Source organism: Burkholderia cepacia (assembly GCF_001718835.1).
Taxonomy (GTDB): domain Bacteria; phylum Pseudomonadota; class Gammaproteobacteria; order Burkholderiales; family Burkholderiaceae; genus Burkholderia; species Burkholderia cepacia_F.
Genome location: NZ_CP013443.1, coordinates 1,655,565 through 1,681,365, shown reverse-complemented (window position 1 = coordinate 1,681,365; position 25,801 = coordinate 1,655,565). Strand labels below are relative to the sequence as shown.

Annotated in this window: 19 protein-coding genes and 3 tRNA genes; 8 read left to right on the top strand and 14 right to left on the bottom strand. The window is 70.2% G+C overall.

Translation table 11 applies throughout. From position 1 onward, the window contains the following. Positions 1 to 162: 162 nt before the first annotated feature. Positions 163 to 1,848, top strand: a complete 1,686-nt coding sequence (locus WT26_RS11115; RefSeq protein ID WP_069270126.1) for a long-chain-fatty-acid--CoA ligase — start codon at positions 163 to 165, stop codon at positions 1,846 to 1,848. Between the two features lie 139 nt (positions 1,849 to 1,987). Here the strand turns inward: WT26_RS11115 and rlmB are convergent, their stop codons facing one another. Both rlmB and rnr read right to left on the bottom strand, forming a co-directional pair. Next, on the bottom strand, positions 1,988 to 2,731 hold the full coding sequence (gene rlmB / locus WT26_RS11110; protein ID WP_069272873.1) for a 23S rRNA (guanosine(2251)-2'-O)-methyltransferase RlmB: 744 nt from the start codon (positions 2,729 to 2,731) through the stop codon (positions 1,988 to 1,990). Between the two features lie 148 nt (positions 2,732 to 2,879). Further along, positions 2,880 to 5,333, bottom strand: a complete 2,454-nt coding sequence (gene rnr, locus WT26_RS11105; protein ID WP_069272872.1) for a ribonuclease R — start codon at positions 5,331 to 5,333, stop codon at positions 2,880 to 2,882. Between the two features lie 244 nt (positions 5,334 to 5,577). Here rnr and WT26_RS11100 point away from each other — a divergent pair. Continuing rightward, positions 5,578 to 5,664, top strand: a tRNA-Leu gene (locus WT26_RS11100). Positions 5,665 to 5,738: 74 nt separating this feature from the next. Here the strand turns inward: WT26_RS11100 and WT26_RS37255 are convergent. Beyond that, positions 5,739 to 6,299 carry a hypothetical protein gene (locus WT26_RS37255; RefSeq protein WP_155123097.1) on the bottom strand — a complete coding sequence of 187 codons (561 nt, stop codon included), beginning with the start codon at positions 6,297 to 6,299 and terminating at the stop codon, positions 5,739 to 5,741. A 226-nt stretch (positions 6,300 to 6,525) separates the two neighbouring features. Between WT26_RS37255 and WT26_RS11090 the strand changes: the two genes are divergently transcribed. After that, positions 6,526 to 6,612: transfer RNA gene (locus WT26_RS11090), tRNA-Leu, on the top strand. 105 nt (positions 6,613 to 6,717) lie between these two features. Here the strand turns inward: WT26_RS11090 and WT26_RS11085 are convergent. The 11 genes from WT26_RS11085 to WT26_RS11040 all read right to left on the bottom strand — a co-directional run bounded on the left by WT26_RS11085 (position 6,718) and on the right by WT26_RS11040 (position 21,149). Next, the gene (locus WT26_RS11085; protein ID WP_069270676.1) at positions 6,718 to 7,947 is read right to left on the bottom strand and encodes an MFS transporter; all 1,230 of its coding nucleotides are present in this window, start codon (positions 7,945 to 7,947) and stop codon (positions 6,718 to 6,720) included. Between the two features lie 52 nt (positions 7,948 to 7,999). Continuing rightward, positions 8,000 to 9,103, bottom strand: a complete 1,104-nt coding sequence (locus WT26_RS11080; RefSeq protein WP_080420472.1) for a 3-deoxy-7-phosphoheptulonate synthase — start codon at positions 9,101 to 9,103, stop codon at positions 8,000 to 8,002. Positions 9,104 to 9,137: 34 nt separating this feature from the next. Next, entirely contained in the window at positions 9,138 to 9,914 is a 777-nt protein-coding gene (locus WT26_RS11075; protein WP_069270124.1) for a 2,3-dihydro-2,3-dihydroxybenzoate dehydrogenase, read from the bottom strand. Positions 9,915 to 9,945: 31 nt separating this feature from the next. Further along, complete coding sequence (locus tag WT26_RS11070; RefSeq protein ID WP_230461622.1) at positions 9,946 to 13,836, bottom strand: non-ribosomal peptide synthetase; 3,891 nt, start codon at positions 13,834 to 13,836, stop codon at positions 9,946 to 9,948. A 70-nt stretch (positions 13,837 to 13,906) separates the two neighbouring features. Beyond that, entirely contained in the window at positions 13,907 to 14,227 is a 321-nt protein-coding gene (locus WT26_RS11065) for a DUF2218 domain-containing protein (RefSeq protein ID WP_059531134.1), read from the bottom strand. Beyond that, a complete protein-coding gene (locus WT26_RS11060; protein ID WP_155123096.1) occupies positions 14,224 to 15,108 on the bottom strand; it encodes an isochorismatase family protein in 885 nt (294 codons plus the stop codon). Before WT26_RS11060 ends, WT26_RS11065 begins: the two co-directional genes overlap by 4 nt. A gap of 57 nt (positions 15,109 to 15,165) precedes the next feature. Then, positions 15,166 to 16,779: a (2,3-dihydroxybenzoyl)adenylate synthase gene (locus WT26_RS11055; RefSeq protein WP_069273733.1), complete on the bottom strand. Its 1,614-nt coding sequence runs from the start codon at positions 16,777 to 16,779 to the stop codon at positions 15,166 to 15,168. After that, entirely contained in the window at positions 16,779 to 17,606 is an 828-nt protein-coding gene (locus WT26_RS11050; RefSeq protein WP_230461621.1) for an isochorismate synthase, read from the bottom strand. The genes WT26_RS11055 and WT26_RS11050 overlap by 1 nt, the downstream gene beginning before the upstream one ends. A gap of 86 nt (positions 17,607 to 17,692) precedes the next feature. After that, positions 17,693 to 17,875, bottom strand: a complete 183-nt coding sequence (locus WT26_RS38400) for a hypothetical protein (RefSeq protein ID WP_230461620.1) — start codon at positions 17,873 to 17,875, stop codon at positions 17,693 to 17,695. A gap of 59 nt (positions 17,876 to 17,934) precedes the next feature. Continuing rightward, positions 17,935 to 20,082 carry a TonB-dependent receptor domain-containing protein gene (locus tag WT26_RS11045; protein WP_059804192.1) on the bottom strand — a complete coding sequence of 716 codons (2,148 nt, stop codon included), beginning with the start codon at positions 20,080 to 20,082 and terminating at the stop codon, positions 17,935 to 17,937. A gap of 146 nt (positions 20,083 to 20,228) precedes the next feature. Next, the gene (locus WT26_RS11040) at positions 20,229 to 21,149 is read right to left on the bottom strand and encodes a helix-turn-helix transcriptional regulator (RefSeq protein WP_080402377.1); all 921 of its coding nucleotides are present in this window, start codon (positions 21,147 to 21,149) and stop codon (positions 20,229 to 20,231) included. Between the two features lie 231 nt (positions 21,150 to 21,380). On the opposite strand from WT26_RS11040, the gene WT26_RS11035 reads away from it, so the two are divergent. The 5 genes from WT26_RS11035 to WT26_RS11015 all read left to right on the top strand — a co-directional run bounded on the left by WT26_RS11035 (position 21,381) and on the right by WT26_RS11015 (position 25,503). Beyond that, on the top strand, positions 21,381 to 22,502 hold the full coding sequence (locus WT26_RS11035) for an ABC transporter substrate-binding protein (protein WP_060226797.1): 1,122 nt from the start codon (positions 21,381 to 21,383) through the stop codon (positions 22,500 to 22,502). A gap of 1 nt (position 22,503) precedes the next feature. Continuing rightward, positions 22,504 to 23,469, top strand: coding sequence for an alpha/beta hydrolase (locus WT26_RS11030; RefSeq protein ID WP_230461619.1), 966 nt, complete (start codon positions 22,504 to 22,506; stop codon positions 23,467 to 23,469). After that, the gene (locus WT26_RS11025; protein ID WP_059740180.1) at positions 23,466 to 24,530 is read left to right on the top strand and encodes a FecCD family ABC transporter permease; all 1,065 of its coding nucleotides are present in this window, start codon (positions 23,466 to 23,468) and stop codon (positions 24,528 to 24,530) included. The genes WT26_RS11030 and WT26_RS11025 overlap by 4 nt, the downstream gene beginning before the upstream one ends. Next, complete coding sequence (locus WT26_RS11020) at positions 24,523 to 25,356, top strand: ABC transporter ATP-binding protein (protein WP_069270122.1); 834 nt, start codon at positions 24,523 to 24,525, stop codon at positions 25,354 to 25,356. The genes WT26_RS11025 and WT26_RS11020 overlap by 8 nt, the downstream gene beginning before the upstream one ends. Before the next feature lie 60 nt (positions 25,357 to 25,416). Beyond that, a tRNA-Leu gene (locus WT26_RS11015) sits at positions 25,417 to 25,503 on the top strand. Positions 25,504 to 25,801: the final 298 nt, after the last annotated feature.

Below are 25,801 nucleotides of genomic sequence, written 5' to 3'. Positions count from 1 at the left end.
CCGGACGAGACGCGCCGCGTCCCGTCAACGGAACCGGATCAGGTCATCGACTTGTCATCGGCAGGCGTTCCCGCGACAATCGGCGTCCGCCGACGCGCAGCAACGCGCTCCCGACACCGACAAAGCGATACGCGCGAGCGTCGCGACACTGAGAGAACCACGATGGAAAGAATCTGGCTGAAGTCCTACCCCGAGGGCGTTCCCGCGACCGTCGACCCCGATCGCTACCCATCGCTCGCGCACCTGCTCGACGAGTCGTTCGCGACGTTCGCGGCGCGCAACGCGTATGCGTGCATGGGGCGCACGATGACCTACGCGGAACTCGACACGTACTCGCGCCATCTCGGCGCATGGCTTCAACTGCGCGGGCTGCGCAAAGGCGCGCGTGTCGCGGTGATGATGCCGAACGTGCTGCAGTATCCGGTCGCGGTCGCCGCGGCGCTGCGCGCAGGCTTTACCGTCGTCAACGTCAATCCGCTCTACACACCGCGCGAACTCGAGCACCAGCTCCGCGATTCGGGCGCGGAGGCGATCGTCGTGCTCGAGAACTTCGCGACGACGCTGCAGCAGGTGATCGCGCGAACCGACGTCCGGCACGTCGTCGTCGCGTCGCTGGGCGACCTGCTCGGCCCGGTCCGGGGCATGGTCGTCAACTTCGTCGCCCGCCGCGTGAAGAAGCTGGTGCCGCCGTACCGCCTGCCCGGCGCGACGCCGTTTCGCACGGCGCTGCGGGACGGCGCACGGCAGCCGTTCCAGCCCGCCGCGCTGAATCACGACGACGTCGCGTTCCTGCAATACACGGGCGGCACGACCGGCGTGTCGAAAGGCGCGACGCTCACGCATCGCAACGTGATCGCGAACATCCTGCAGAACGACGCGTGGAGCCAGCCGGCGCTGCGCAAGGCGCCGCAGATCGACGCGCTCGTGACCGTCTGCGCGCTGCCGCTCTATCACATCCTCGCGCTGAACGCGTGCATGCTGATGGGCGCGCGCTGGGGCGCGATGAACCTGCTGATTCCGAATCCGCGCGACGTCGACGGGTTCGTCAAGGAACTGTCGCGGCATCGCGTGAATTTCTTCCCGGGCGTGAACACGCTGTTCAACGCGCTGCTCAACCATTCCGGGTTCGCCGCGCTCGATTTTTCCGGACTGCGGATCACGCTCGGCGGCGGGATGGCCGTGCAGGAGGTCGTCAGCACGCGCTGGATGAAGACGACCGGCTGCCCGATCCTCGAAGGCTACGGCCTGTCGGAGACGTCGCCCAGCGTGACACTGAGTCCCCCGACGCTCGGCGCGTTCACCGGCACGATCGGCCTGCCGGTGCCGTCGACCGACATCGCGCTCCTCGGCGAGAACGACGAACCCGTTGCGCAAGGGCAGCCCGGCGAGATCGCGATCCGCGGCCCGCAAGTGATGGCCGGCTACTGGAACCGCCCCGACGAAACCGCGAAGGTGATGACGCCCGACGGCTTCTTCAAGTCGGGCGACGTCGGCGTGATGGACGAGCACGGCTTCGTGCGCATCGTCGATCGCAAGAAGGACATGATCCTCGTGTCGGGCTTCAACGTGTATCCGAACGAGATCGAAAGCGTCGTCGCCGCGCATCCGGACGTGATCGAATGCGCGTGCGTCGGCGTGCCGGATTCGAATTCGGGCGAAGCGGTGAAGCTGTTCGTCGTGCGACGCGATCCGGCGCTCACCACGGAAGCGTTGATGGCTTATTGCAAGAAGGAATTCACGGGCTACAAGAAGCCGAAGTACATCGAGTTCCGCGACAGCTTGCCGAAGTCCAATATCGGCAAGATCCTGCGGCGGGAGCTGCGGGACGAGCACGGTCAGACTGCGTAATTGCGCAGGGGCCCGCTCCGGACACGGACCGGCCCTTCCGGATGACCATCAAAAAAGGCGGCATCGTCACCGATGCCGCCCGCTCCAGGCCCGTCGTCCGGCCACGTCGACCGGCGGTCGACGCGAGGACGTCAGCACGTCACGCCTTCACGCGCCGCTGGCGCACGGCTTCGTACAGGCACACGCCGCTTGCGACCGACACGTTCAGGCTTTCGACGCTGCCGGCCATCGGAATGCTCATCACTTCGTCGCAGGTGTCGCGCGTGAGCCGGCGCATGCCTTCGCCTTCCGCACCCATCACCAGCGCGACGGGGCCGTCGAGCTTCGTTTCGTAGAGCGTTGCCGAGGCCTCGTCCGACGTGCCGATGATCCACACGCCGGCGTCCTTCAGCTCGCGCAGCGCGCGGGCGAGGTTCGTCACCGTGATGTACGGCACCGTATCGGCCGCGCCGCTCGCCACCTTGGCGGCGGTCGCGTTCAGGCCGACCGCACGGTCGCGCGGCGCGATCACCGCGTGCGCACCGGCCGAATCGGCGACACGCAGGCACGCGCCGAGGTTGTGCGGATCGGTGACGCCGTCGAGCACCAGCAGCAGTGCGGGGCCCTGGATGCCGTCGAGCAGCTCGGACAGGTTCTGCGCGAGCGGGATGTCCTCGACACGCGCGACGACGCCCTGGTGGCGCTCGGTATGCGCGAGGCCCCACAGGCGCGTTTCGTCCGCCGCGATCAGCCGCACGCCCGCTTCCTTCGCGGCGTGCAGGAAGTCCTGCATGCGGCGGTCGCGGCGCGTCTGGTCGTACAGCACCTCCGCAACCGTCGATGCATCGTGCCGCAAACGTGCGGTCACCGCATGAAAACCGTAAAGAACCTTCAGACGTGACATGACTGGAACAACCTTCGATCAAACGTGCGGCCGCGCGACGCGCGCAGCCGCGATCCATGGAAAAGGAAAGCGCCGCGTGCCGGCCGATGACCGGTGACGCGGCGTCTCTCGATGCCGCCGGTGCGGCGCTCGCGCGCCGCCCCGTCGTTCAGTACTTCTTGCGGGCGCGGGCCTTCTTCGCGGTCGGCTTCGCCGATGCGCCCTTCTTCTTCGCCGCGGCACGCGCGGCGCGCGCGTCCTTCACCGCGACGCTCGGCGCGCTCGCGGCCTTCTTGCGGCGCGCCGGCTCGTCGGCCGGCGGCAGCGCGCGCACGCGCGGGCCGCCGCGATCCGCGCCGGCGGCCACGGGTGCCGCCGCCGGACGCGGCGCCTTCACCGGCGTGTCGCGCACGAGGCGGAAGTCGATCTTGCGCGCGTCGAGATCGACACGGCTCACCTGCACGCGCACGCGATCCGACAGGCGATAGCGGATGCCCGTCCGTTCGCCGCGCAGCTCGTTCTTGATTTCGTCGTACTGGAAGTAGTCCGAGCCGAGCTCGGTGACGTGCACGAGCCCTTCGATGAAAAGCGTGTCGAGCTGCACGAAGATGCCGAACGACGTGACGCCGTTCACCATCCCGCCGTACTCCTCGCCGAGCTTGTCGCGCATGAAGTAGCACTTGAGCCAGGCCTCGACGTCGCGCGACGCTTCGTCCGCGCGGCGCTCGTTCGCCGAGCAGTGCAGCCCGAGCTCTTCCCAGATCGCCGTGTTCGGGCGCGAGCGGCCGCGCGTTTCGTCGTCGGCCTGCTGCATCGCGCGGGCCCGCGGCGACAGCGCGGTGTTCAGCTCGAAGCCATCCGGCGCCTTCGGCACGTATTTCCTGCCGGACAGGATCGCGTAGATCGCGCGGTGCGTGAGCAGGTCCGGATAACGGCGGATCGGGCTCGTGAAGTGCGCGTACGCCTCATACGCGAGACCGAAGTGACCGATGTTGTCCGGGCTGTAGACGGCCTGCTGCATCGAGCGCAGCAGCATCGGCTGCAGCATCTGCGCATCGGGCCGGTCGCGGATCTGCGCCATCAGCGCCGCGTAGTCGCTCGCATGCGGCTTGTCGCCGCCGCCGAGCGACAGGCCCATGCCGCGCAGGAACGCGCGCAGGTTCTCGAGCTTCTCCGGCGTCGGCCCCGCGTGCACGCGGTACAGGCCCGGATGCTTGTTGCGCTTCAGGAAATCGGCCGCGCAGACGTTTGCGGCCAGCATGCATTCCTCGATCAGCTTGTGCGCGTCGTTACGCTGGCGCGGCACGATCTGTTCGATCTTGCCCTGCGAGTTGCAGACGATGTACGTCTCGGTCGTGTCGAAGTCGATCGCGCCGCGCTTCTGCCGTGCGGCGAACAGCGACTTGTAGACGCCGTACAGATCCTGCAGGTGCGGCAGCAGGTCGGCGCGGCGCGCGGCCTCCGGCCCCTTCGTGTTCGACAGCACGGCCGCGACTTCGGTGTACGTGAGGCGCGCAGCCGAATGAATGACGGCCGGGTAGAACTGGTACGCCTTGATCTCGCCGCGCCCGGTGATCACCATGTCGCACGCGAGTACGCAACGGTCGACCTGCGGATTCAGCGAGCACAGGCCGTTCGACAGCTTCTCCGGCAGCATCGGAATCACGCGGCGCGGGAAGTAGACCGACGTGCTGCGCTCGAGCGCGTCGGCATCGAGCGCGCTGCCCGGCTGTACGTAGTGCGACACGTCGGCGATCGCGACGATCAGCCGGTAGCCGTCGCCGCGGCCGACCTTCACCGGCTCGCAGTAGACGGCATCGTCGAAGTCGCGCGCGTCCTCGCCGTCGATCGTCACGAGCGGCACGTCGCGCAGGTCGACGCGGAAACGCAGGTCGGTCGGCCGCACCTTGTCGGGCAGCGCGGCGGCTTCGTCGAGTGCCGGCTGGCTGAATTCGTGCGGCACGCCGTACTTGCGCACCGCGATTTCGATTTCCATGCCCGGATCGTCGATGTCGCCGAGCACCTCGACGACCCGGCCGAGCGGCTGCGAATGGCGGCTCGGAAAATCGGTCAGCTCGACGACGACGACCTGCCCGACCTTCGCCTTCTTCACGTTCTGCGTGATCAGGATGTCGTGGCCGATGCGCTTGTCTTCCGGTGCGACGATCAGCGCGCCGTTCTCGTTGAGCAGGCGGCCGATCACGCGCTTGTTCGCGCGCTCGGTGACTTCGACGACGTGCCCTTCCGGGCGGCCGCGGCGATCGTAGCCGACAATCCGCGCGAGCACGCGATCGTTGTGCATCACCTTCTGCATTTCGCCGTTCGGCAGGAACAGGTCGTCCTGGCCGTCGTCGCGGATCACGAACCCGTAACCGTCGCGATGCCCTTGCACGCGCCCGGCGACGAAGTTCGACGGATGGGTCAACTGGTAGTGGCCACGCTTGTCGAGGCGGATCTGGCCGTCGCGCTCCATCGCGGCGACACGCCGGAAGAACCCCTCGCGCTCCTGACGCTTGATCGACAGTGCTTCGGCGATGTCGTTGGCGGCCAGCGGCGCGTCGCTCGTACGCAGCACGCCGAGAATCTCTTCACGGCTCGGAATGGGGTACGGATATTTGCTCAAGGGTTTGTCGATGATTGTTCTCGTTGCGTTGACTGATGGTGCACGGCATCAATACGACCATGCCGATTTAGACATGTCTATATTGTTGGCGGCCATTCTAACATCCGGCCGTGTCGCGAACGATGCGGACGCGTTGCGTTCGCCCGCCGGCCGGCCCGGTTCGATGCATTGCAAAAAAATGTTGACATGAATAAATGGGGCGCTATAATTGCGTTCTTTCGCGATGCAGCACCAAGCGAAACGTGCCCAGGTGGCGGAATTGGTAGACGCACTAGGTTCAGGTCCTAGCGGTGGCAACATCGTGGAGGTTCGAGTCCTCTCCTGGGCACCACTTGATTTCAAAAAAGGTCAGCGCAAGCTGGCCTTTTTTCATTTCCGCGCCCCATCCCGGCGCCCGCCGATGCCTCATCGCATCAGGTCGATCGGAAGCTGACTGTCGATGCGGTCGCGCCATGCCTGGATCGTCATGGACACCCGCTTCTTCCACGCCGGCACATTGGTGTAGTAGCGCATACGCACTTGATTGCGCGCATCGAACACCAGCATCCCGATCCACAGCCGGTCGCCCCGGCTCATCGCGATGGCGGCGTTCGTGTTCGCAATACCATGCACGAAGTCCTCGTTCACGTTTGCACCCAGCGCGTCTTCGTCGTCACCCTTGCGCCGGACGTCGATCATGTCGACGAGCGTTACGCAGTCCTTGCCGAGCAACGCTCGCGCCGCAGTCGCCGTCATTGCCCGTTTGCGTGACCTGAATCCGCGCACCTCGGCGCCGAAAGTCGAGTTGGCACTTGTCTTCCTGGAACGTGGCACGCTCGCCATGCAACACACGTCGCCCTCCAGTTCTCCAGTGTGAGCGCCGGCATTCGCGCCAATCGTGAAATGAAGGGTTGGTGGCGTGCCGGTAAATGTCAGCCGTCCTCCGGACGTGGCGCTTCCAGTATCGAGCGACCAGGTTTGCTCCAAGCGGTCGCGTAACGTTGCCGAGCGCCAACAGCCGCTCGTGGTAGCGGCTGGCCAGCAAGGCAGCGCGTGTCGCTTCCGCAGGCGTCGCGTTGCATCAGCGCCGCCGCTGAATTCAATTCTCGATCCGCGCGCAGATATTTTCTGGTCCGCAGCAAAATAGTGTTGACAGCCCCTACTGACCCGCTATAATTGCCTTCTTTCGCGAATGCAGCACCAAGCGAAACGTGCCCAGGTGGCGGAATTGGTAGACGCACTAGGTTCAGGTCCTAGCGGTGGCAACATCGTGGAGGTTCGAGTCCTCTCCTGGGCACCATCTGTTTTCAAAAAGGTCGGCTTCTAGCCGGCCTTTTTCATTTCTGGCCCAGGAAGCAAAGCGCCCGCACAAGCGGGCGCGTTCGTTTCCCACCGACGCGCAGCGCTACTGCCCAGACGCGCCCCTCCACGTCCCGACGAACACTCCCGCCAGCACCACCCCGATCGCCGCGAACGGCGCAGCCGGATGCAGTTCGTAGAGCCCGTTGCCGACGAGCGGCGCCACCACCATGCTGAGCCCCTGCGCGACCGACATCGCACCCGCGCACGCCCCCTGCTCGTGCGGCTCGACCCGCGTGCTCGCGAGCGCCGCGACCGCGGGAAACGCCGCGCCCATTCCGCAGGCCGCCACCAGATAGCTCGCACACATCAGCAACGGCTGCGCAGGCTCGACCGCCAGCACCGACACGAAGCCGACAGCGCCGACGAGCGCCCCCCATCGCAGCCACTGCCGCGGCGCGACCCGCCGCAGCCGCCCGACGAGCGACTGCATCGCGATCAGGCCGACGCCCGCGCTGCCGAGCGCATAGCCGACCACCGCCGACGCGTCGCGCGCGCCGACCTGCAGCCGGTCGATCACGTAGAAGCCGAGCGCACTGTTCGCGATCATCACGACGCCGTACAGCGCGAACGCGCTCCACCACGGCAGGCGCAGCCGCGGATCGGTCGGCCTCAGCCGCGTCGGCGCGCGCCTCGCAAGCCGCGGCCCGTCGTCGCGCAAGCGGCGCAGCCCCGGCAGGCCCGCGAGCGGCAGCAGCGCGAACACCGCGAACGCAAGCGTCATGTCGTAACCGGCAAGCCAGCCGGCGAGCGGCGGCGCGATCACCATCCCGACCGCCCCCGCCGCGCCGAACCGCGCGAGCGCCGCCGCGCGCCCGGTGGTCGCGGTCCGGTCCGCGATCCACGCGGTCGCCGCGACCGGCAGGCCGGCATAGCAGCCGCCCATCGCCGCGCGCGTCGCCAGCAGCGCGACGAAGCTCGCCCAGACCGGCGGCATGGCGGCCCCGTCGCGATGCAGCGCCCAGCCGACGTAGCCGGCCAGCAGCAGAAAGCTGGCGACGAATCCGACGATCGACGCACGCATCGCCGGCAGCCGCCCGCGTGCGTCCGCCGCGCGCCCCCAGCGCGGCGCGGCGGCGATCCAGACGAGCCCGACGCTCGCGATGACCGCGCCGATATGCAGCGGTTCAAGATTCATCCGGCGCGCCAGCGGGCCGGCGATCGCAACGAATGCGTAGGTGCCGGCCACCATCGCGAGGTTCGCGAGCAGCAGCGGCAGGTAGCGGGAGCCGGCGTCGGCCGGCGCTTGCAGGGGTTCGGCGGAAGTCGTCGACATGTCCATTCCGTAGTGGGTTTAAGAAGGCGCGCGGCGCGCGCCGACGCCGGCGTCAGCCGGCGCGGCCATCCCGCGCGAGCCAGCGGCTGCGCGCGCGCAGCAGCGCATCCTCGGTCGCGTCCCAGCCGAGGCACGGGTCGGTGATCGAGCAGCCGTAGCGCAGCGGGCCGCCGAGCGGCTGTGCCCCCGCTTCGAGAAAACTCTCGAGCATCACGCCGCGAATCGCGTCGCTGCCGGCGCACATCTGCTCGACGACGTCGTCGAGCACCGCGAGCTGCCGGTCGGCCTGCTTGCCGCAGTTCGCGTGCGAGCAGTCGATCAGCACGTTCGCCGGCAGGCGCTGCGCGCGCAGCGTCTCGACCGCGGCCGCCACCGATGCCGCGTCGTAGTTCGGCCCGTGCCGGCCGCCGCGCAGCACCAGGTGCGCATGCGGATTGCCGTCGCTGTGCAGCAGCGCCGGACCGCCGGCACCGTCGATGCCGATGAAGGTATGCGGCCGCATGCTGGCCAGCATCGCGTGCGCGGCCACGTCGACCTGACCGTCGGTGCCGTTCTTGAAGCCGACCGGCATCGCGAGCCCCGACGCCAGCTCGCGATGCACCTGCGACTCGGTCGTGCGCGCGCCGATCGCGGCCCAGCTCACGAGATCGCACAGGTAATGCGGCGTGACGACGTCGAGCGCCTCGATCGCCGCAGGCAGACCGAGCGCATTGATGTCGGCGAGCAGCCGGCGCGCGGCATGCAGCCCGTCCAGCACGCGGTGACTGCCGTCGAGGCCCGGGTCGTTGATCAGGCCTTTCCAGCCGACCGTCGTGCGCGGTTTCTCGAAATACACGCGCATCACGACGCAGAACGCGTCGCGCACGGCCTGCGCGAGCCTCGCAAGCCGCCGCGCGTAGTCGAGCGCCGCCTGCGGGTCGTGGATCGAGCACGGACCGACGACGACGATGCGGCGCGCATCGCGGCGCTCGAGGATCGCGCGCAGTTGCCGGCGGCCGGCGGCCACGGTCGCGCGCGCGGCGACCGACGCCGGCAGGTCGCGGCGCAGCGCGTCCGGCGCCGGCAGCCGCATGCCGACGCACAGCCGTTCGTCGCGGAGCGGCTCGGCAAAGGCGCCGGCTGCGCCCTGTTCGATTTCGGCGGAGATCTGTTTCATCACTGAAGTTCCGAAGAAAGGAAGCGGAACACCGTCAGACGCCGAGCGTCGCGCCGCCGTCGACGCACAGGCTGTGCAGCGTGACATGACGCGACGCGTCGGACAGCAGGAACAGCACTGTTTCGGCGACGTCGTCCGGCGCCGCGATCCGGCCGAGCGGAATGCCCGTGCGATACGTGTCGAGCGAACCGGCGATCACGCCCGCCGGGCCGGCCGGGCCGTCCCACAGCTGGCGCTGCATCGGCGTGTCCGTCGAGCCCGGCGCGACGATGTTGCAGCGGATGCCGTGCCCGGCCAGCTCGAGCCCGAGACAGCGGGTGAACTGGTGCGCGGCCGCCTTCGACGCCGCATACGCGGTCATCTGCATGCGCGGCACCAGCGCCGCGTTCGAGCCGACCGTGACGATGCTGCCGGCACGGCGCGCGACCATCCGCTGCGCGACCGCACGCGACAGATGAAACACGCCGTGCGCATTCACCGCGAAACAGTGCGCCCAATCGGCATCGCTCAGCGACGTCGCCGCCGCGAGCCGCAACACGCCCGCGACGTTCGCGAGCATCCCGATCGGACCGACCGTCTCCTCCACGCGCGCAACCGCACGTTGAACGGCCGCCGCGTCCGCGACATCGACCGTGAACGGATGGATCCGCGCGCCGAACGCCGTGCTATCGGCCGCGTGACGCGCCAGCGCGTCGTCGTCGACGTCGAACGCGGCGACCTCGATCCCGCGCGCGGCGAGCGCGCGCGCGACAGCCGCGCCGATACCCTGGGCCGCGCCGCTCACGACGGCGACCGTACCCGGGAAACTCATTCCTGCCTGTGCATTCATCGATTCGAATTCCTCAAAAAGAGCCAACGGCGGTCGCCGCGGCGAGCCGTTCCGCCAGCGCGGCGCCGATCGCCGCCATCGGTTCGGGATCGGACATCCCGTCGTGCGAACAGTCGAGCGCGACGCACGTCAATGCGTCGGCCGCCAGATGGGCGCGCCAGCTGTCGGGCACCGGCAGGCCCGGCCGCTTGCGCGCAGCGTTGAACAGCAGCAGCGCGCCGTCGTAGCGCGGCGTGCGCGCCGCGCGGAACAGGTGTATCTGCCGCAGCGTCGCGTCGGCGAACGCATCGAGCCCCGCCGCGCCGAGCGCCGCGAACGGGCTGTTCGCCCGCAACAGCCGCTGGCGCAGCGCGTCGTCGGACAGATCGGCCGTATCGAAGTCGCCGTTCACCGTGAGCAGGATGCGCAGCGCGTCGCCCGGCGCCGGCTGCGGCTGCGCCGCCCATGCGGACGCCGGATAGCTGTCCATCAGCGCGAGCAGGCCGACCGCCTGGCCGTCGCGCGCAAGCGCCGCGGCGACCGCGTGCGCGAGCGCGCCGCCGAGCGACCAGCCGAGCAGGTGGTACGGCCCGTCCGGCTGCAGCGCGCGCACGCGCCGCACGTAGCTGGCGACGAGCGCGTCGAAGTCCGCGGCGCGCCGGGTGTCCTCGACCGACAGTTGCAGGCCGTCGAGCACGACGTCCGGCAGATGCGCGGCGAGCCGCAGATAGCTCCATGCGAGGCCGTCGGCCGGATGGAGGCAGATGAGCCGCGCGCCGCCGGCGCGCCCCGCGTGGATCGCGAGATGCGGCGCGAACGCGTCGTGCGCGGTGCGTGGCCGGTACGCGAGCGGCGCTTGCAGCGCGGCCGCCAGCGCGTCGACCGTCACATGCCGGAACAGCATCGACACCGGCACGTCGCGCTTGAGCTCGGTCGCGAGCCGTGCGCTCGCCTGGATCGCCTGCAGCGACTTCCCGCCGACGTCGAAGAAATTGGACGCCGGCGTGAGCGCGACCTCGCCCAGCACCTCGCGCCAGATGCGCATCACGCACCGCGCCAGTTCGCCGGCCTGCGCATCGTCGTCCGGCGCCGCATCCCGTTGCGCGGCGAGCCGCAGCAGCGCGTTGCGGTCGGTCTTGCCGTTCGCGTTGCGCGGCAGGCCGTCGAGCACGCGCCACACATCGGGAATCGCGGCGGCCGGCAGCGCGTCAGCCAGCCGCGCGCGCAGCGCGGCGGCGTCGTCGGTCCCGGCGACGAACGCCGCGAGCGTCGTCGCGCCCGCATCGCTGCGCAGTGCGACGACCGCCGCCTCGCGCACGTCCGGCGAGCGCAGCAGCCAGTCCTCGATCTCGCGCGGGTCGATGCGCACGCCGCTGATCTTCACCTGATGATCGATGCGACCGTCGAAGCAGAGCCGGCCGTCGCGCAGCGTCGCGAGATCGCCGGTCCGGTATGCGCGAACGCCGCTGCCGGGCAGTGTCACGAAGCGCTCCGCCGTCAGCGCCGGATTGTCGAGATACGCGAGCGCGAGCGCATCGCCGCTCAGCACGAGTTCCCCCGAGCCGCCCACTGCGACCGGATACCCGCGTGCGTCGACGATCCGCGCATCGACGCCCGCGCGCGGCGTGCCGATCGGCACCGGCTCGCCGTCCTGCCAGACCGCGCCCGGGCCGCCGACGCACGCGGCGGTCGCGATGATCGTCGCTTCGGTCGGCCCATAGGTGTTCAGCAACGCCTGATCCGGCAGCCGCTCGCGCCAGCGCCGGATCCGCTCGGGCAGCGCCGCCTCGCCGCCGATGATGGTCAGGCGCACGTGTCGAAGCTGCTCCGCGTGGCGCGCGTCGAGCGCATGTGCGAGCACATGCCAGTACGCGGTGGGCAGATCGAGCACCGTGATGCCGCGCCGCTCGACCTCGGCCGCGAACGCGTCGACGGAGTCGAGCATCGCGTCGTCGCGCAGCACGAGCGTCGCGCCGCCGCACAGCGTGACGAAGATCTCCTCGAAGCTCGCGTCGAAGTGCAGCGGCGCGAACTGCAGCACCTTGTCGTCGGGCCCGACGCGATAGAGCGCACGCGTGCTCGCGACGAACTGCGCAAGCGCGCCGCGCCCGACCAGCACGCCGTTCGGGCGGCCCGTCGAACCGGACGTGTAGAGCAGGTATGCGGGCTGGCCGGCGTCGGCATGCCGTGCAGCGTCGATTCCGTCGCCTGCGCCGCGTGCCGCGGGCGCGCGATGCGCGTCGAGATCGAGCGTCGGCAGGCTGCCCGCGCACGCGCGATACGCGCCGCGCGTGATCACGAGCGCGGGCGCGGCGTCGGCGAGCATCGCCGCGGTCCGCTGCGGCGGGCCGTCCGGGTCGAGCGGGACGAGCACCGCGCCGGCCTGCAGCACCGCGAGCATCGCCGCGATCACGTCCGGCGCGCGCGGCGCGGCGAGCGCCACGCGGCAGCCGCGCGTCACGCCATGTCGGGCGAGCGCCGCCGCAAGCGCATCGACGTCGGCGAGCAGCGTGCGGTAGTCGATGCGCCGCGCGCCCGCCTCGATCGCGGTGCGCGTCGGCGCTTCCCGCGCGATGCGGGCGACGCGCGCGAGCACGTCGGGGTATGGCCCGGCGAGCGGCGCGCCGCGCAGGATCGACGGCGGCGGCAGATCACCGAGCAGCGGCGCCACGGGCGCGTCCGGCGCGTGCCCGGCAAACGCGTCCAGCCAGCGCGCGAGGCTGCGCGCATACGCGGCGAGCCGCGTCGCGTCGTAGGCGTTCGGATTGCCCTCGAGCGTGACGTGCCACGCGCCGGCGCGCACCGCGACCGTCACGTTCAAATCCTTCACGGGGCCGCCGCTGACCGCGCACGTATTGCTCGCGAGCCCGTCGAACGCGACCTGCCGCTCGAACGGCATCACGTTGACCGCCTGGTTGAACAGGAACGCGTTGCGCTCCAGCAGGCCGAGGTCGCCGCGAATCCAGCCGTACCGGTAGTACAGGTGCGGACGGATCGCGCGCAGCCGCCCGGCCGTCTCGGCCGCGAGCGCGCGCGGCGACCGGTCGGCGTCGACGTGCACGTGCAACGGCACGATGTTCATCGCCATGCACGGCACGCCGAGCGCCGGCGTGCCGAGACGGTTCATCACCGGCAGGCCGAGCGTCAGGTCGCGCTGGCCGCCCTGCTTCGCGAGCCAGATGCCGATCGCGCCCAGCAGCCACGCGTTCCAGTCGACGTCGAGCCGCTCGGCGGCTTCGCGCAGCGCATGCACGCGCGCGCCGTCGAGCGCGAGCGTCTCGCGCAACGCGTCCGCGCCGACCTCCTGCTGCGGCGCGAGGACGAGCGGCGCCGGCACGTCATGCAGATGCGCGCGCCAGAACGCGCGATCGGCGTCGAATCCGCCGCTCGCGCGGTAGCGCGCCTCCGCGTCGACGACGCGATCGACGCGCCAGTCCGGCAGCGCCGGCGGCGCCGCGCCCGCGACGCGGGCGTTGTAGCGGGCGGCGACCGCCTGCTGGAGCAGGCTGTAGCCGAAACCGTCGAGCGCGATGTGGTGAACCTGCAGATACCACCAGTGCCGCGTCGGCGACAGCCGCAGCAGCGCGGTGCGGTACAGCGGATCAGCCGTCACGTCGCAGCTGATCGACAGCGACGCACGCATCCATGCGCGCGCGGCCTGCGCGGGATCGGGTTCCGCGGCGAAATCGACGAGCGGCAGCCGCGCGCACGGCGGCACGCGTTGCTGCCACAGCATGTCGTCGGTCCACGCGAAGCGCATGTGCAGCGCATCCGCGTGATCGAGCACCGTCTCGACGCTGTCGGTCAGCGCCGCGACGTCGAGCGGGCCGTCGAGTTCGATCGCCTCGGCGGTCAGGTAGCCCGGATCGTCCGGATCCACCTGCTGCGCGACCCAGATTCCGTATTGCGCGGACGTTGCGCGCATCGGTCGGTCTTCGAGTTGCATGAAGGGGCTTGCCACGAGAAATCGTTGAACGGGAAACGGGCCGCGCGCGTCACGCGCGGCGCCACGCGACGACGAGCTGCGGATTGCGCGACATCAGCGCCAGATGCTCGTCCATCACGTACTGGATCTGTTCGAGCTTGTCCGCGGCGTCGGCCTCGCAGCGCAGGCTCAGCACGTCGTCGGCGCGCGCCATCCGGCAGACGCCGTACGGGAAATCGACCGTCGCGCGATGCGCGTCGAACACGACCGGCACCTTGATCGCGTAGTGCTTGCAGAGCTTGAACAGCACGCGGTCGGCCTGCGGCAACGAGAGCTCGGCGGTGCTGACGAACGGCGCCGGCTGCGCGTCCGGGATCGGGCGCGCCGTCATGCGGCCACCTGCGCCGGGCGCTGCAGCAGGTGCGTCCACGCGTCGAGCGTCGGCTGCTCCGCGAGCTGCACGAACGTGACGTCGTGTCCGGCGGCCCGCCAGGTTTCCACGAGCATCATCAGGCGCACCGAATCGAGCCCGCAGTCGAGCAGGTTGTCGCCCGCGCGCAGATCGGCGACCGGCACCCCCAGGCTGTGCGCGACCTGCGCGGCGACCTGCGCGAGCGTCGCGGGCGCGCTCTGCGCGGCGTCGCCCGCGGCCGCGCCGACCAGCTCGCCGGTGGTCGCGACCTTGCCGCAGCGCCCCGCCACGTAGTCGAGCGCCATCCGGTGCTCGCGCTCGGAGAAATCCGCGAGCGCATCGGCGACGAAGAACGGCCGGATGTCCCGCATGAACGCGTCGCACGCGGTCATCAGGCAGCCGATGTGCGCGTAGATCCCGCAGATCACGAGCTGGTCGCGCCCCTGCTCTTTCAACAGGATGTCGAGATCCGAGCGCTGGAATGCGCTGTAGCGCCACTTGTCGAGCACCGTGTCGGCCGGCGCCGGCGCGAGCGCGTCGCAGATCGCTTCGCGCGACGGCTGCGCGGTGAGCCCGGGCCCCCACATGTCGGTCAGCAGCGCGCGCTGCTCGGGCGTCTGCGCCGCCGATTGCGCGGTGTAGCAGACCGGCATCCCGCTCGCGTGCGCGAAGTCGATCAGGCGCCGCACGTTCGCCAGCAGCGCCGGCACGGGCGCCGCGTCGCGATCGTAGAAATCGAGGAAATAGTCCTGCATGTCGTGCACGAGCAACGCGGCGCGTTGCGGCTCGAAACCCCACGTCACGCGGTTTGCCGGCAGCTCGGCCGGCATCGGGTAGGAAGGAATCTTCGGAATGGCCATGATGGAGTGCTGTTGAAAATATCGATGCCCGGGCGATGCGTGCCGCCCGCGCTTGGGTCATGCCGCTGCGCTCAACTGCGACGCGATGCGCTCGCGCAGCGCGCGCTTGTCGATCTTGCCGACGGGTGTCTTCGGGAATACGTCGACGAATTCGATCCGGTCCGGCACCTTGAACGCGGCGACGCCCTGCTCGCGCACGAACCGGATCAGTTCCGCCGCGCCCGGCGCAGGCGTGCCGCGGATCACGTACGCGCAACTGCGCTCGCCGAGATACGGATCGGGCATCGGCACGAGCGCCGCATCGACGACGCCCGGGTGCGCGAGCAGCAGGTTCTCCACTTCCTCGGCGGAGACCTTCTCGCCGCCGCGATTGATCTGGTCCTTCGCGCGCCCTTCGACGATCAGATGCCCGGTGGCCGTGACCCGCACGCGATCGCCGGTGCGATAGAAGCCGTCCGCGGTGAATGCGCGCGCGTTGTGCGCGTGCGCCTCGTAGTAGCCGCGTATCGTGTACGGGCCGCGCGTCAGCAGATGGCCGACCTCGCCCGGCACGACCGGACGGTCGTCGTCGTCGACGATGCGGATCTCGTCGTCCGGCGAGATCGGCCGCCCCTGCGTGCCGGTCACCAGCTCGCGCGGATCGTCGAGCCGCGTGCAGCAGATGAGCCCTTCGGCCATCCCGAACACCTGCTGGAGCTGCGCGCCGAAACCGTCCGCCGCGCGCGCCGCGAGCGCCGGGTCGAAGCGCGCGCCGCCGACCTGCACGAGCTCGAGGCTCGCGAGCGCCTCCCGCCGCCGCGCCACGGCTGCGAGCCACACCGGCACCAGCGGCGGCACGAGCGCGACGACCGTCACGCGCTCGCGCTCGATCAGCGGGAACGCGGCATCCGGGCTCGCGCCGTCGCACAGCACGACCGTGCCGCCCGCGTGCAGCACGCCGAACGAGCCCGGCGAGCTGAGCGCGTAGTTGTGCGCGGCCGGCAGCGCGGCGAGATAGACGCTGCGCTCGCTCAGAGCGCAGATGCGCGCGCTTTCGCGCACGCTGTACAGGTAGTCGTCGTGGGTGCGCGGGATCAGCTTCGGCGTGCCGGTCGTGCCGCCCGACAGTTGCAGGAACGCGACCTCGCCCGCGGCCGGTTCAGGCGGCAGCGCGACGTGCGCCGGCGCGTCGGCCAGCGCGAGGTTCGCGTTCCCGGGCGCCGTGAACAGCAGGTGTCGCAGCGTCGGCGCGTCGGCCTGCACGTCGCGCGCGAGCGCCCGGTAATCGAAACCGTCGTGCCGCTCGGCCGCGACGTACGCGACCGCCTGCGCGTGCCGGCAGAAGAAGCCGATCTCGCGCCGCCGATGCGCGGGCAGCGCGAGCACCGGCCGCACCCCGAGCTGGAACAGCGCGAACGTCACCGCGAAGAACGCGACGCAGTTCGGCAACTGCACGACGACGCGCTCGCCCGGCGCGATGCCCCGCGCGGTCAACGCGCGGGCGACGCGCGCCGCTTCGTCGGCGAGCGTGCGATACGACCAGCGGATGTCGTCCTGCACGAGCGCGATGCGCTCGCCATGCCACTCGACGCGCTCGTCGAGCCATTGCGCGAACGATTGCCCGCGCCAGTAGCCTTTCGCACGGTACGCGTCGGCGAACGCGTCCGGCCACGGCGTGCCGTGCGCGCGCATCATGCGGCCTCCGGCGCGACGTCGTGGCTCACGCCGAGCGCGTCGAGCATCGTCCGGAATTTCGCGGCGGTCTCCGCGCACTCGCCTTCGGGCGTCGATTCGCCGACGACGCCCGCGCCCGCGTAGAGCCGCAGCGTGCGATCGTGTGCCTCCGCGCAACGGATCGTCACCACCCATTCGCCGTCGCCTTGCGTATCGACCCAGCCGAGCATCCCCGCGTAGAAGCCGCGATCGAACGGCTCCGCGTCGCGAATGCACGCACGGGCGGCCGCGCGCGGCGCGCCGCAGACGGCCGGCGTCGGATGCAGCGCGAGCGCGAGCGTCAGCGCGTCGGCGTCGGTTTCGCCGCGCACTTCGGTGGACAGGTGCCACATCGTCGCGGTGTGGATCAGCGACGGACGCACGGGCACGTCGAGATGCCGGCACAACGGCGCGAGCGCGTCGCGCACCGCGTCGACGACGACCCGATGCTCGTCGCGATCCTTCACGGATGCGAGCAGCGCGTCCGCGCGGCGGCGATCCTCGACCGGATCGGGGCTGCGCGGCGCCGAGCCCGCGAGCGGATTGGCGCGCACGATGCCGCCGAAGCGGCTCACGAGCAGCTCCGGGCTCGCGCCGAGCAGCGTGCGGCCGGCGCCCAGGTCGACGGAGAACGTATAGCCATGCGGATTGCGGGCCGCGAGCCGTGCGACCAGCGGCGCGACGTCGACCGGCCGTTCGCCGGTGATCTCGAGCGTGCGCGCCAGCACGACCTTGGCGAGCTCGCCCGCGCGGATGCGGGCGGCGGCCTGCGCGACCGCGTTCCCGTAGACGTCCGCCGACGGCACCGTGCGCGTCGCATGGCGCGTCGCGGCGAGCGCCGGGGCGCGCAGCGCACCGAGCGGGCCGGCGCGCAGCAGCGTGCGCGCAACCCTCAGCGCAGCGCATCCGCGACGCGCGACGCGAGCGGCGCATCGGCGTGCGGAACAATATCCGCCGCGTCGGTCGCGAGCAGCGCATGAGCCGGCGTCGCGAGAAACAGCGGCGTATCGGGACGATAGACCTCCCAGATGTTTCGGGGTGCCAATAGTGTCGCGGGACGGGAAACCATGTTCATGAGATTGACCTCCAGATTGAATGGGCCGGCGGCATGTCGGTGCGGCGCCGGCCGCGCCTTCACATTTCGGCCGTGACGCTCACTGCGATGCGGCGGCCCTGGTCGACGAGCCAGTTGCCGCTCAGGCCGTTCGCGCGGGTGCGGTCGTCGACCGGAACCATCTTGTTGGTCACGTTCAGCACCGCGAAATTGACCGAAAAGCGCTTGTCGATCCGGTAACGGCCGCCGAGGTCGAAGGTCGTCGTCGACGGCCGCTCGCGCACGCCCTGCGCGCCGTTGCGGAACGCCGCCCAGTATTCGCTGCCGATGTAGTTGGCCGTCGCATACAGGTCGAGCTTCGGCGTCGGCGCCCAGTCGACCTGCACGTTGAATTTGTGCTTCGGCGTCTTGTCGAGCGGCTGGCCGTCGAGCGAGCCGCCGTTGAATGCCTTCTCGCCGTTGCCTTCGCGGCGCGACTGCGTCAGCGTGTACGCGCCCGACACCCTCACCGTGCGCGTCACGCGCGTGCCCGCGCCGAGCTCGAGCCCGTACAGCTTGACCCGGTCGATGTTGTCGTACTTGTAGATGTTGCGGCCCGGCGAGCGCGGGTCGGCTACGCCCGTGTCGTAGCTCGTGACCTTGTTCCTGAACAGGTTGTTGAACAGCGTCAGGCCCGCGTACGTGTCACCCATGTCGTAGCGCACGCCGAGCTCTTCGGTCACGCTGGTCTCGGGCTTCAGGTCCGGGTTGCCGCACAGCGTGCCGGGCACCGCCCCCGCCGCGCCGCCCGATGTCATGCAGTAGCCACCCGTGCTCTGGCGCAGCGACGGCGGCCGGAAGCCGGTCGACACGCCGCCGCGCACCGTCCACGCCTGGGTGAGCTTGTACACGCCGTAGACGCGCGGGCTCACGTGGCTGCCGTAGCGCTCGTCGTGATCGAGCCGCACGCCGGTCGTCAGCGTGAAGCGGTCGTTGAAGAAGTACTCGTTCTCGCCGAACAGCGCCCAAGCGTTGCGCGAGATGCGGTCCGAATTGATCGCGTGGCCCTTCGGCACCGCGTCCTGGCTGCCGACGCCCGACAGCCTCGACCAGATGTGCTGGCCGCCGACGGTCAGGATGTTGCGCTCGCCCCACCACGGCACCTCGACCTTGCCCTCGAGGATCGTATCCGTCAGCGCGGGCTTCACCGGCGAGCGCCCCACCGGCGTCCACTGGTCCTGCACGCCGCGCTCGCCGTACAGCGACAGCGTCGTGTTGCCGAAGCCCCAACGGCCGTCGTGCGTGATGCCCCAGTAGTCGCGGACGTGACGCGTCTCGGTGATCGCGGAGGTCGCGGTGCGCGGCGTGAGCGGCGCCTCGCTCTTGCCCGGCGTGCTGAGATAGGTGAGCTGCTCGCGGCCAACGTTCACGCTGATGTCCTGGTCGCGGGTCGGCTTCGCGGCGAGCTTCACGTCGAAGCTGCCGATGCGCTGCCCGTTCGCGCCGCTGGCCCCGCTCGCCGGGTAGTAGAGGCTGTCCTCGCCCCGGTGCAGCAGGCGCCCGGATGCCTGCAGCCCGAGCACGTCGGACTTCAGCGGGCCGCCGAGCCAGAAATCGACGCTCTGCGTATCGCCCTGGTTCGACTCGAGCTGCCATACGCTGCTCGCGGTGAGCGTGCCGCCCCAGCGCTTCGGCACCTTGCGCGTGATCACGTTGACCACGCCGCCCATCGCGTCGGCGCCGTACAGCGACGACATCGGCCCGCGCACGACCTCGATCCGCTCGATCGCGGAAAGCGGCGGCAGCAGGTTGGACTGCACGCCCGCGGTGCCGCGGTTCATCGTTTCGCGGGTGTTCTGCCGGCGGCCGTCGACGAGGAACAGCGTGTATTCGCCGGGCATTCCGCGAATCGAGATGTCCTGATCGTTCGGCGACCCGCCGACGACGCTCACGCCCTCGACCTTGCCGACGATCTCGGCGACCGATGTGTAGGGCTTCGCCTCGATCTCGTCGCGGGTGATCACCGAGATGCTGGCGGGGGCCTCCTTGATCGCCTGCTCGCGGCGGCTCGCCGTCACGACGATTTCCTTCATCGCCGCCGGGTCGCCGGACGCGGCCGACGCAGCCGACGCAGCAGCATCGCCCTGCTTGTCAGGCGTCTGCTGCGCCCACGCGCAGGATGCCCCCATCAGATACAGGCCGGCGACCACGGCCGGCTTCAACGCAAACTTCGCAACGTGACTCGACATGATGACGCTTTCGCTGCTCCACAATGTGATTGATTCTCATTTGCATTATGGAACCTGTCATACGCTGAAATCTTTGCGAAAGCTTCGATCTTGTTTGAGCGCCGCCGCGATGCGGATCGGCACCGATCAGCACCGATCAGCACCGGTCAGCGCCGATCGCTGCGCCGCGCGAGCGTCGGCGTCACGCCGAAGCGGCGCTTGTACGCGGTCGCGAAATTCGCGGCGCTCGTGTAGCCGGCGAGCGCCGCGGCCTGCTTGACGCTCACCGCGTCGCGCTCGAGCGCGAGCCGCGCGCGCTGCAGGTGATGCTCGCGAATGAAGTCGAACACCGTCGTGCCGTATGCGGCGCGGAACTGGCGCTGCATCGCGTTCGCGCTCATCCCGGCGTGGCGCGCGATGTCGTCGAGCGACAGGTCCTGCGCGGCGTCGCTCGCGAGAAACGCGCGCAGCTCCGCCATCCGCCGATAGTCGCGCGAGCCGAGCGCCGCATCCGACGCCTGCGCCGCCTCCGCCTCGAGCGGCGCGAACGCCTCGGCGAGCAGTTCGAGCACGCGGCTTTCGAGGTAGATCGCCTGCAGCATCGGCTGGTAGGACGGCGGCCGCACGATCTGCTCGGCGAGCGCGGTCGCGCGCGGCGTCGGTTGCCAGAAGCGGATCGCGAGATGCGCGGACAGCATCGAATCGAGCCGCTCCGGCAATGCCGCGCGGCTCGCGGCCTGCAGATGCGCGAGCCATTCGTCGGACATCGCGAGACTGAGCCGCCGCGCATAGCCGCCCTTGCTCAGGCGTCGGCGGAACGTGTCGGGCTGCAGCGCATTGAGCAGGAACGACTGCATCCGCACATGCGGCCGCGCCGCGCTCGATCGGGTCGCATTGGGCCGGGCCGCGGCATCGCGGCACGCGCTGCGGCCGTCCGTCGTCAGCAGCACGCGCCGGTCGCCGTACGACACGTCGAGCGCCCCTTCCAGCAGCAGCACGAGATGCAGGCCCGGCGTGCACTGGCCCGACATCACCGCGTCGAATTCGTCGGTCGCGTCGTCCGCGTGCACGCGCAGGCCGGGCCGCACTTCGCGGACCCGCGCAATATGCGCGTCGTGTCGATGGCAATCGGAAGGGAAAGCGCCTGGCGCCCATGCAGTCATCTCGGATACCCCCGTGCGCGGTCGGTGCTCGCGCAAACTATTTAGTCGTTTGGTCAAACGGACAGCGTCCGCTCCGGCCCCGTCTCTCGGTTACAATTAAATGAGAATCGTTCTCATTTATATCGTATCGGGAGTAGCGTGAGAAAGACAAGCGGAATGTGGGCCACGCTCGGCATCTGGCTGTGCGGCTGGCTCTTGATGCACGCCGCGCATGCGGACACGACGACCGTCACCGACCTCGCGGGCCGGCAGGTGCGGGTTCCCGCGCGCGTCGAGCGCGTGCTGCTCGGCGAAGGACGGCTGCTGCCCGCGCTCGCGATCGTCGACGCCGGCGATCCGGCGCGCCGCCTCGTCGGCATGATGGGCGACTTCGAGCAGCTCGATCCGGCGAGCTACGCGCAATGGCTCGAGCGCTTTCCGCGGCTGAAGGACGTCCCGCGCATCGGACGCTCGCAGGCCGGCAGTTTCAGCGACGAACGCGCGCTCGCGCTGCGGCCGCAGGTCGCGATCTTCGGGCTCGGCGGCGGCCACGGGCCCGGCGAGCGCGATCGCGAGACGCTGGCGCGGCTCGAAGCCGCGGGCGTCGCGATCGTGTTCGTCGATTTTCGCCACGATCCGCTCGTCAACACGCCGCGCAGCATCGCGGTGCTCGGCCAGGTGTTCGGCGCGCCGCAACGCGCGGCTGACTTCAACGCGTCCTGGCAGGAACAGCTCGACCTCGTCCGCACCCGCCTGAAGACGGCCCGCCCCGCCGCGCCGACGGTGTTCCTCGAAAGCCGCGTCGGCCTGTCGAGCGACTGCTGCGAAACGATGACGGGCATGCTCGGCAAGCTGCTCGACGCGGCCGGCGGCGACAACGTCGCGAAGGGCCGCGTGCCGGGCGAGCACGGCACGCTGAACCCGGAATACCTGCTGAGCCGCCAGCCCGATTTCTACATCGGCACCGGGATCGGCTCGGCCCGCACGCTGCAGAGCGCACCACAGCGCATCGCGCTCGGCGCCGGCGTGTCGCGGGACGCGGCCGTGCGCTCGTTCGACCGCGCGCTCCAGCGCCCGACGATCGCGCCGCTGCGCGCGGTGCGCGAACGTCGCGCGTATGCGATCTGGCATCACTTCTACAACTCGCCGTTCAATGTCGTCGCGGTGCAGGCGATGGCGAAGTGGCTGCATCCGGACCTGTTCGCGGATCTCGATCCGCGTCGCACGTTCGACACGATGGTGCGCCGCTTCCAGCCGGTTGCGCTGAACGGCGAGTACTGGATTCAGGAAGGATCGTGACATGAGCGGGCATCCCTCCCCCGTGCTTCCCATGCGTCGCGGCCTGCTGTTCGCCGGCCTCGCGGGCGCGCTCGCGACCCGCGGCGCGTGCGCCGGCGCCGCATCAAAGGTGTTGCATGCGTCGGCATGGCCGGCCGCCGCCGACGCGCCGCTCGTCCGGCTCCCCGCCAGCCACCAGTTCGACGTGACGGTCGCCGGCCGAAGCCGGCGCCTGTTCGTCGCGCTGCCGGCCGAGCGCTCGGCGAGCGGGCCGCATCCGGTGCTGGTCCTGCTCGACGGCAACGCGCTGTTCCCGCTCGCCGCGCCGCTCGCGCGCAATCGCGCGGCGCGGCCGGACGCCGCGCGCGAACCCGCGCCGATCGTGATCGGCATCGGCTATCCGACCGACGCGCCGTACGACATGCAGGCGCGCGCCGACGACTACACGCTCGCGCCGCTGCCGGACGGACAGGGTCTCGCCGCGGACCGCTTTCTCGACTTCATCGAGCACGACGTGCAGCCGTGGCTCGCGCGCCAGTGGCCGATCGACGCCGGCCGGCAGACGCTGTTCGGCCACTCGTACGGCGGCCTGCTGACGCTGTATGCGCTGCTGACGCGCCCGCACCTGTTCCGGCGCTACGTCGCCGCGAGCCCGTCGATCTGGTGGGGCGAGCGCGCGCTGCTGCCGTATGCCGACCGCTTCGCCGCGCAGGCGGCGCCGCTCGACCCGGCGCTGCGCGTCGTCGTGACCGCGGGCAGCCTCGAGGAAGGCGCGCCGAACCCGGACCCCGAGCGCATGCGCCGGCAACAGGCGCGCAAGCAGGTCAGCTCGGCCCGCGACTTCGTGCAGCGCGTGGGCCGCCGCCAGGGGCTCGCCGCGACGTTCAGGCTGATCGACGGCGAGGATCATGGCGGCGTCGTGATGCCGAGCGCCGCGCTCGCGGTGCGCGTCGCGTGCGCGCCGGTCCAGCGCGAGGATGCCGCATGAGCGCAGCCGCCCCCGTCCCGTCCGCTTCGCTGCGGGTCCGCTACCGGGCGATCGCCGCGCGGCGCGTCGGCGCGCTCGCGATGCTGGCCTGCGTGCTCGTCGCGCTGCTGGTCGTCGACATCGCGACCGGCCCGTCGTCGTTTCCGGTCGCGGATATCGTGACCGGGCTGTTCCGTCCGGATGGGCTGCCGCTCGAACAGCGCGTGATCCTGTGGAACGTGCGCCTGCCCTACGCGCTGATGGCGGTGCTGGTCGGCGCGGCGCTCGGGCTCGCCGGCGCCGAGATGCAGACCGTGCTGAACAACCCGCTCGCGAGCCCGTTCACGCTCGGCATCGCCGCGGCGGGGAGCGTCGGCGCGTCGCTGGTCGTGATCTCCGGCTGGCACCTCGTGCTGTGGAACGAAAACCTCGCGCTGTCGCTCGGCGCGTTCGGCTGCGCGCTGTCCGCGACGCTCCTGATCGTCTGGCTCGCGTGGCGGCACGGCGCGACGACCGAAACCGTCGTGCTGTTCGGCATCGGCCTGATGTTCAGCTTCGAGGCGCTGCTGTGGCTGCTGCAGTTCATCGCCGATGCGAACGCGCTCCAGCAGATCGTGTTCTGGAGCATGGGCAGCCTCGCGCGGGCGACCTGGAGCAAGATCGCAATCCTCGCGTGCGTGCTCGCGGCCAGCATGCTGTGGAGCGCGCCGGGCGTCGCGTCGATGACCGCGCTGCGCGCCGGCGAGGAACAGGCCCGCAGCATGGGCATCGCGGTCGAGCGGCTGCGGCTCGTCACGCTCGTGCGCATCAGCCTGCTGTCGGCGACCGCGCTGTCGTTCGTCGGCACGATCGGCTTCGTCGGCCTGGTCGGCCCGCACGTCGCGCGGCTGCTCGTCGGCGACGACCACCGCCACTACCTGCCCGGCGCGGCGCTCGCCGGCGCGATCATGCTGTCGGCCGCATCGGTGCTCAGCAAGACGCTCGTCGAGGGCGTCGTGCTGCCGATCGGCATCATCACCGCGCTCGTCGGCGTGCCGCTCTTCATGACGCTGATCAGCCGCCGCAGGAGGCTCGATGGATAAGCTGCCACACGCGCTGCGCATCGACGGGCTCGACGTCGCGTACGGCGCGCGCACGATCCTCGCGCGGCTGTCGCTGCGGCCGGTGCCGCCCGGCAGCGCCGTCGCGCTGCTTGGCCCGAACGGCGTGGGCAAATCGACGCTGCTGCGCGCGCTCGCCCGCCTCGTCACCGCGCGCGGCGCCGCGACGCTCGACCGGCACGACCTGCTGCGCGGCGCGCGCCGCGACCACATGCGCCGCGTCGGCTACCTGCCGCAGACGCTGCCGCAGCCGACGTCGCTGCTCGTCTACGAGGCGGTGCGCGGCGCGCTGCGCGCGACCTGCGGCGGCTTGTCGGCCGACGGGCAGGATGCCCGCCTCGAACGCGTGTTCGCGCAGCTGAACCTGCATGCGCTCGCGACGACGCCGCTCGACCGGCTGTCGGGCGGACAGCGCCAGATGGTTGGGCTCGCGCAGGTGCTGGTGCGCGACACGCCGCTGCTCCTGCTGGACGAGCCGACGAGCGCGCTCGACCTGCGCTGGCAGTTGCTCGCGCTGGAGGCCATGCGGGATGCGGTCACGCGACGCGGTGCGATTGCGCTCGTCGCGATGCACGACCTGAATCTCGCGGCCCGCTTCTGCGATCGTCTCGTGCTGCTCGGCCATGAAGGCGTGGTGGCCGATGGCGGCGTCGCCGACGTGCTGACGCCCGCGAACCTGCGACGCGCATACCGCGTCGACGCGCGTGTCGAGCGCACGGTGTCGGGCGACTACGTGACGCTCGCCGAACGCGCGACGTCGTCCGACGCGCGCGCCGAGGTTTTTGAGCGGGTGCAAAAAACCTGTTGACAGCCTTCGCAACTGCTCTATAATTGCGGTCTTTCGCGAATGCAGCACCAAGCGAAACGTGCCCAGGTGGCGGAATTGGTAGACGCACTAGGTTCAGGTCCTAGCGGTGGCAACATCGTGGAGGTTCGAGTCCTCTCCTGGGCACCATCTGTTTTTAGAAAAGGTCGGCTTCGAGCCGGCCTTTTTCATTTCTGGCCCAGGAAGCAAAGCGCCTGCGCGCTTTGCGCGAGGACTCGAAAGGCTGCGCTTGCAAGCGCAGCCGGGGTCGCGCATGTGTGACCGAGTCCTCTCCTGGGCACCACTTGATTTCAAAAAAGGTCAGCGCAAGCTGGCCTTTTTTCATTTTCAGCCCAGGAAGCAAAGCGCCTGCGCGCTCTTTGTCCTAGCCCTCTCCCCCTGAAAAACCGGCTGCATGCCGGCCTCCTTCATCTCGCACACCGTCTCG

What these genes read in the sequence shown, in the direction of transcription:
- WT26_RS11115 (WP_069270126.1), top strand. Translation starts at nt 163, where the DNA reads ATGGAAAGAATCTGGCTGAAGTCCTACCCCGAGGGCGTTCCCGCGACC.
- rlmB (WP_069272873.1), bottom strand. Translation starts at nt 2,731, where the DNA reads ATGTCACGTCTGAAGGTTCTTTACGGTTTTCATGCGGTGACCGCACGT.
- WT26_RS11085 (WP_069270676.1), bottom strand. Translation starts at nt 7,947, where the DNA reads ATGTCGACGACTTCCGCCGAACCCCTGCAAGCGCCGGCCGACGCCGGC.
- WT26_RS11080 (WP_080420472.1), bottom strand. Translation starts at nt 9,103, where the DNA reads ATGAAACAGATCTCCGCCGAAATCGAACAGGGCGCAGCCGGCGCCTTT.
- WT26_RS11075 (WP_069270124.1), bottom strand. Translation starts at nt 9,914, where the DNA reads ATGAGTTTCCCGGGTACGGTCGCCGTCGTGAGCGGCGCGGCCCAGGGT.
- WT26_RS11070 (WP_230461622.1), bottom strand. Translation starts at nt 13,836, where the DNA reads ATGCGCGCAACGTCCGCGCAATACGGAATCTGGGTCGCGCAGCAGGTG.
- WT26_RS11065 (WP_059531134.1), bottom strand. Translation starts at nt 14,227, where the DNA reads ATGACGGCGCGCCCGATCCCGGACGCGCAGCCGGCGCCGTTCGTCAGC.
- WT26_RS11060 (WP_155123096.1), bottom strand. Translation starts at nt 15,108, where the DNA reads ATGGCCATTCCGAAGATTCCTTCCTACCCGATGCCGGCCGAGCTGCCG.
- WT26_RS11055 (WP_069273733.1), bottom strand. Translation starts at nt 16,779, where the DNA reads ATGCGCGCGCACGGCACGCCGTGGCCGGACGCGTTCGCCGACGCGTAC.
- WT26_RS38400 (WP_230461620.1), bottom strand. Translation starts at nt 17,875, where the DNA reads ATGAACATGGTTTCCCGTCCCGCGACACTATTGGCACCCCGAAACATC.
- WT26_RS11045 (WP_059804192.1), bottom strand. Translation starts at nt 20,082, where the DNA reads ATGTCGAGTCACGTTGCGAAGTTTGCGTTGAAGCCGGCCGTGGTCGCC.
- WT26_RS11035 (WP_060226797.1), top strand. Translation starts at nt 21,381, where the DNA reads ATGTGGGCCACGCTCGGCATCTGGCTGTGCGGCTGGCTCTTGATGCAC.
- WT26_RS11030 (WP_230461619.1), top strand. Translation starts at nt 22,504, where the DNA reads ATGAGCGGGCATCCCTCCCCCGTGCTTCCCATGCGTCGCGGCCTGCTG.
- WT26_RS11025 (WP_059740180.1), top strand. Translation starts at nt 23,466, where the DNA reads ATGAGCGCAGCCGCCCCCGTCCCGTCCGCTTCGCTGCGGGTCCGCTAC.
- WT26_RS11020 (WP_069270122.1), top strand. Translation starts at nt 24,523, where the DNA reads ATGGATAAGCTGCCACACGCGCTGCGCATCGACGGGCTCGACGTCGCG.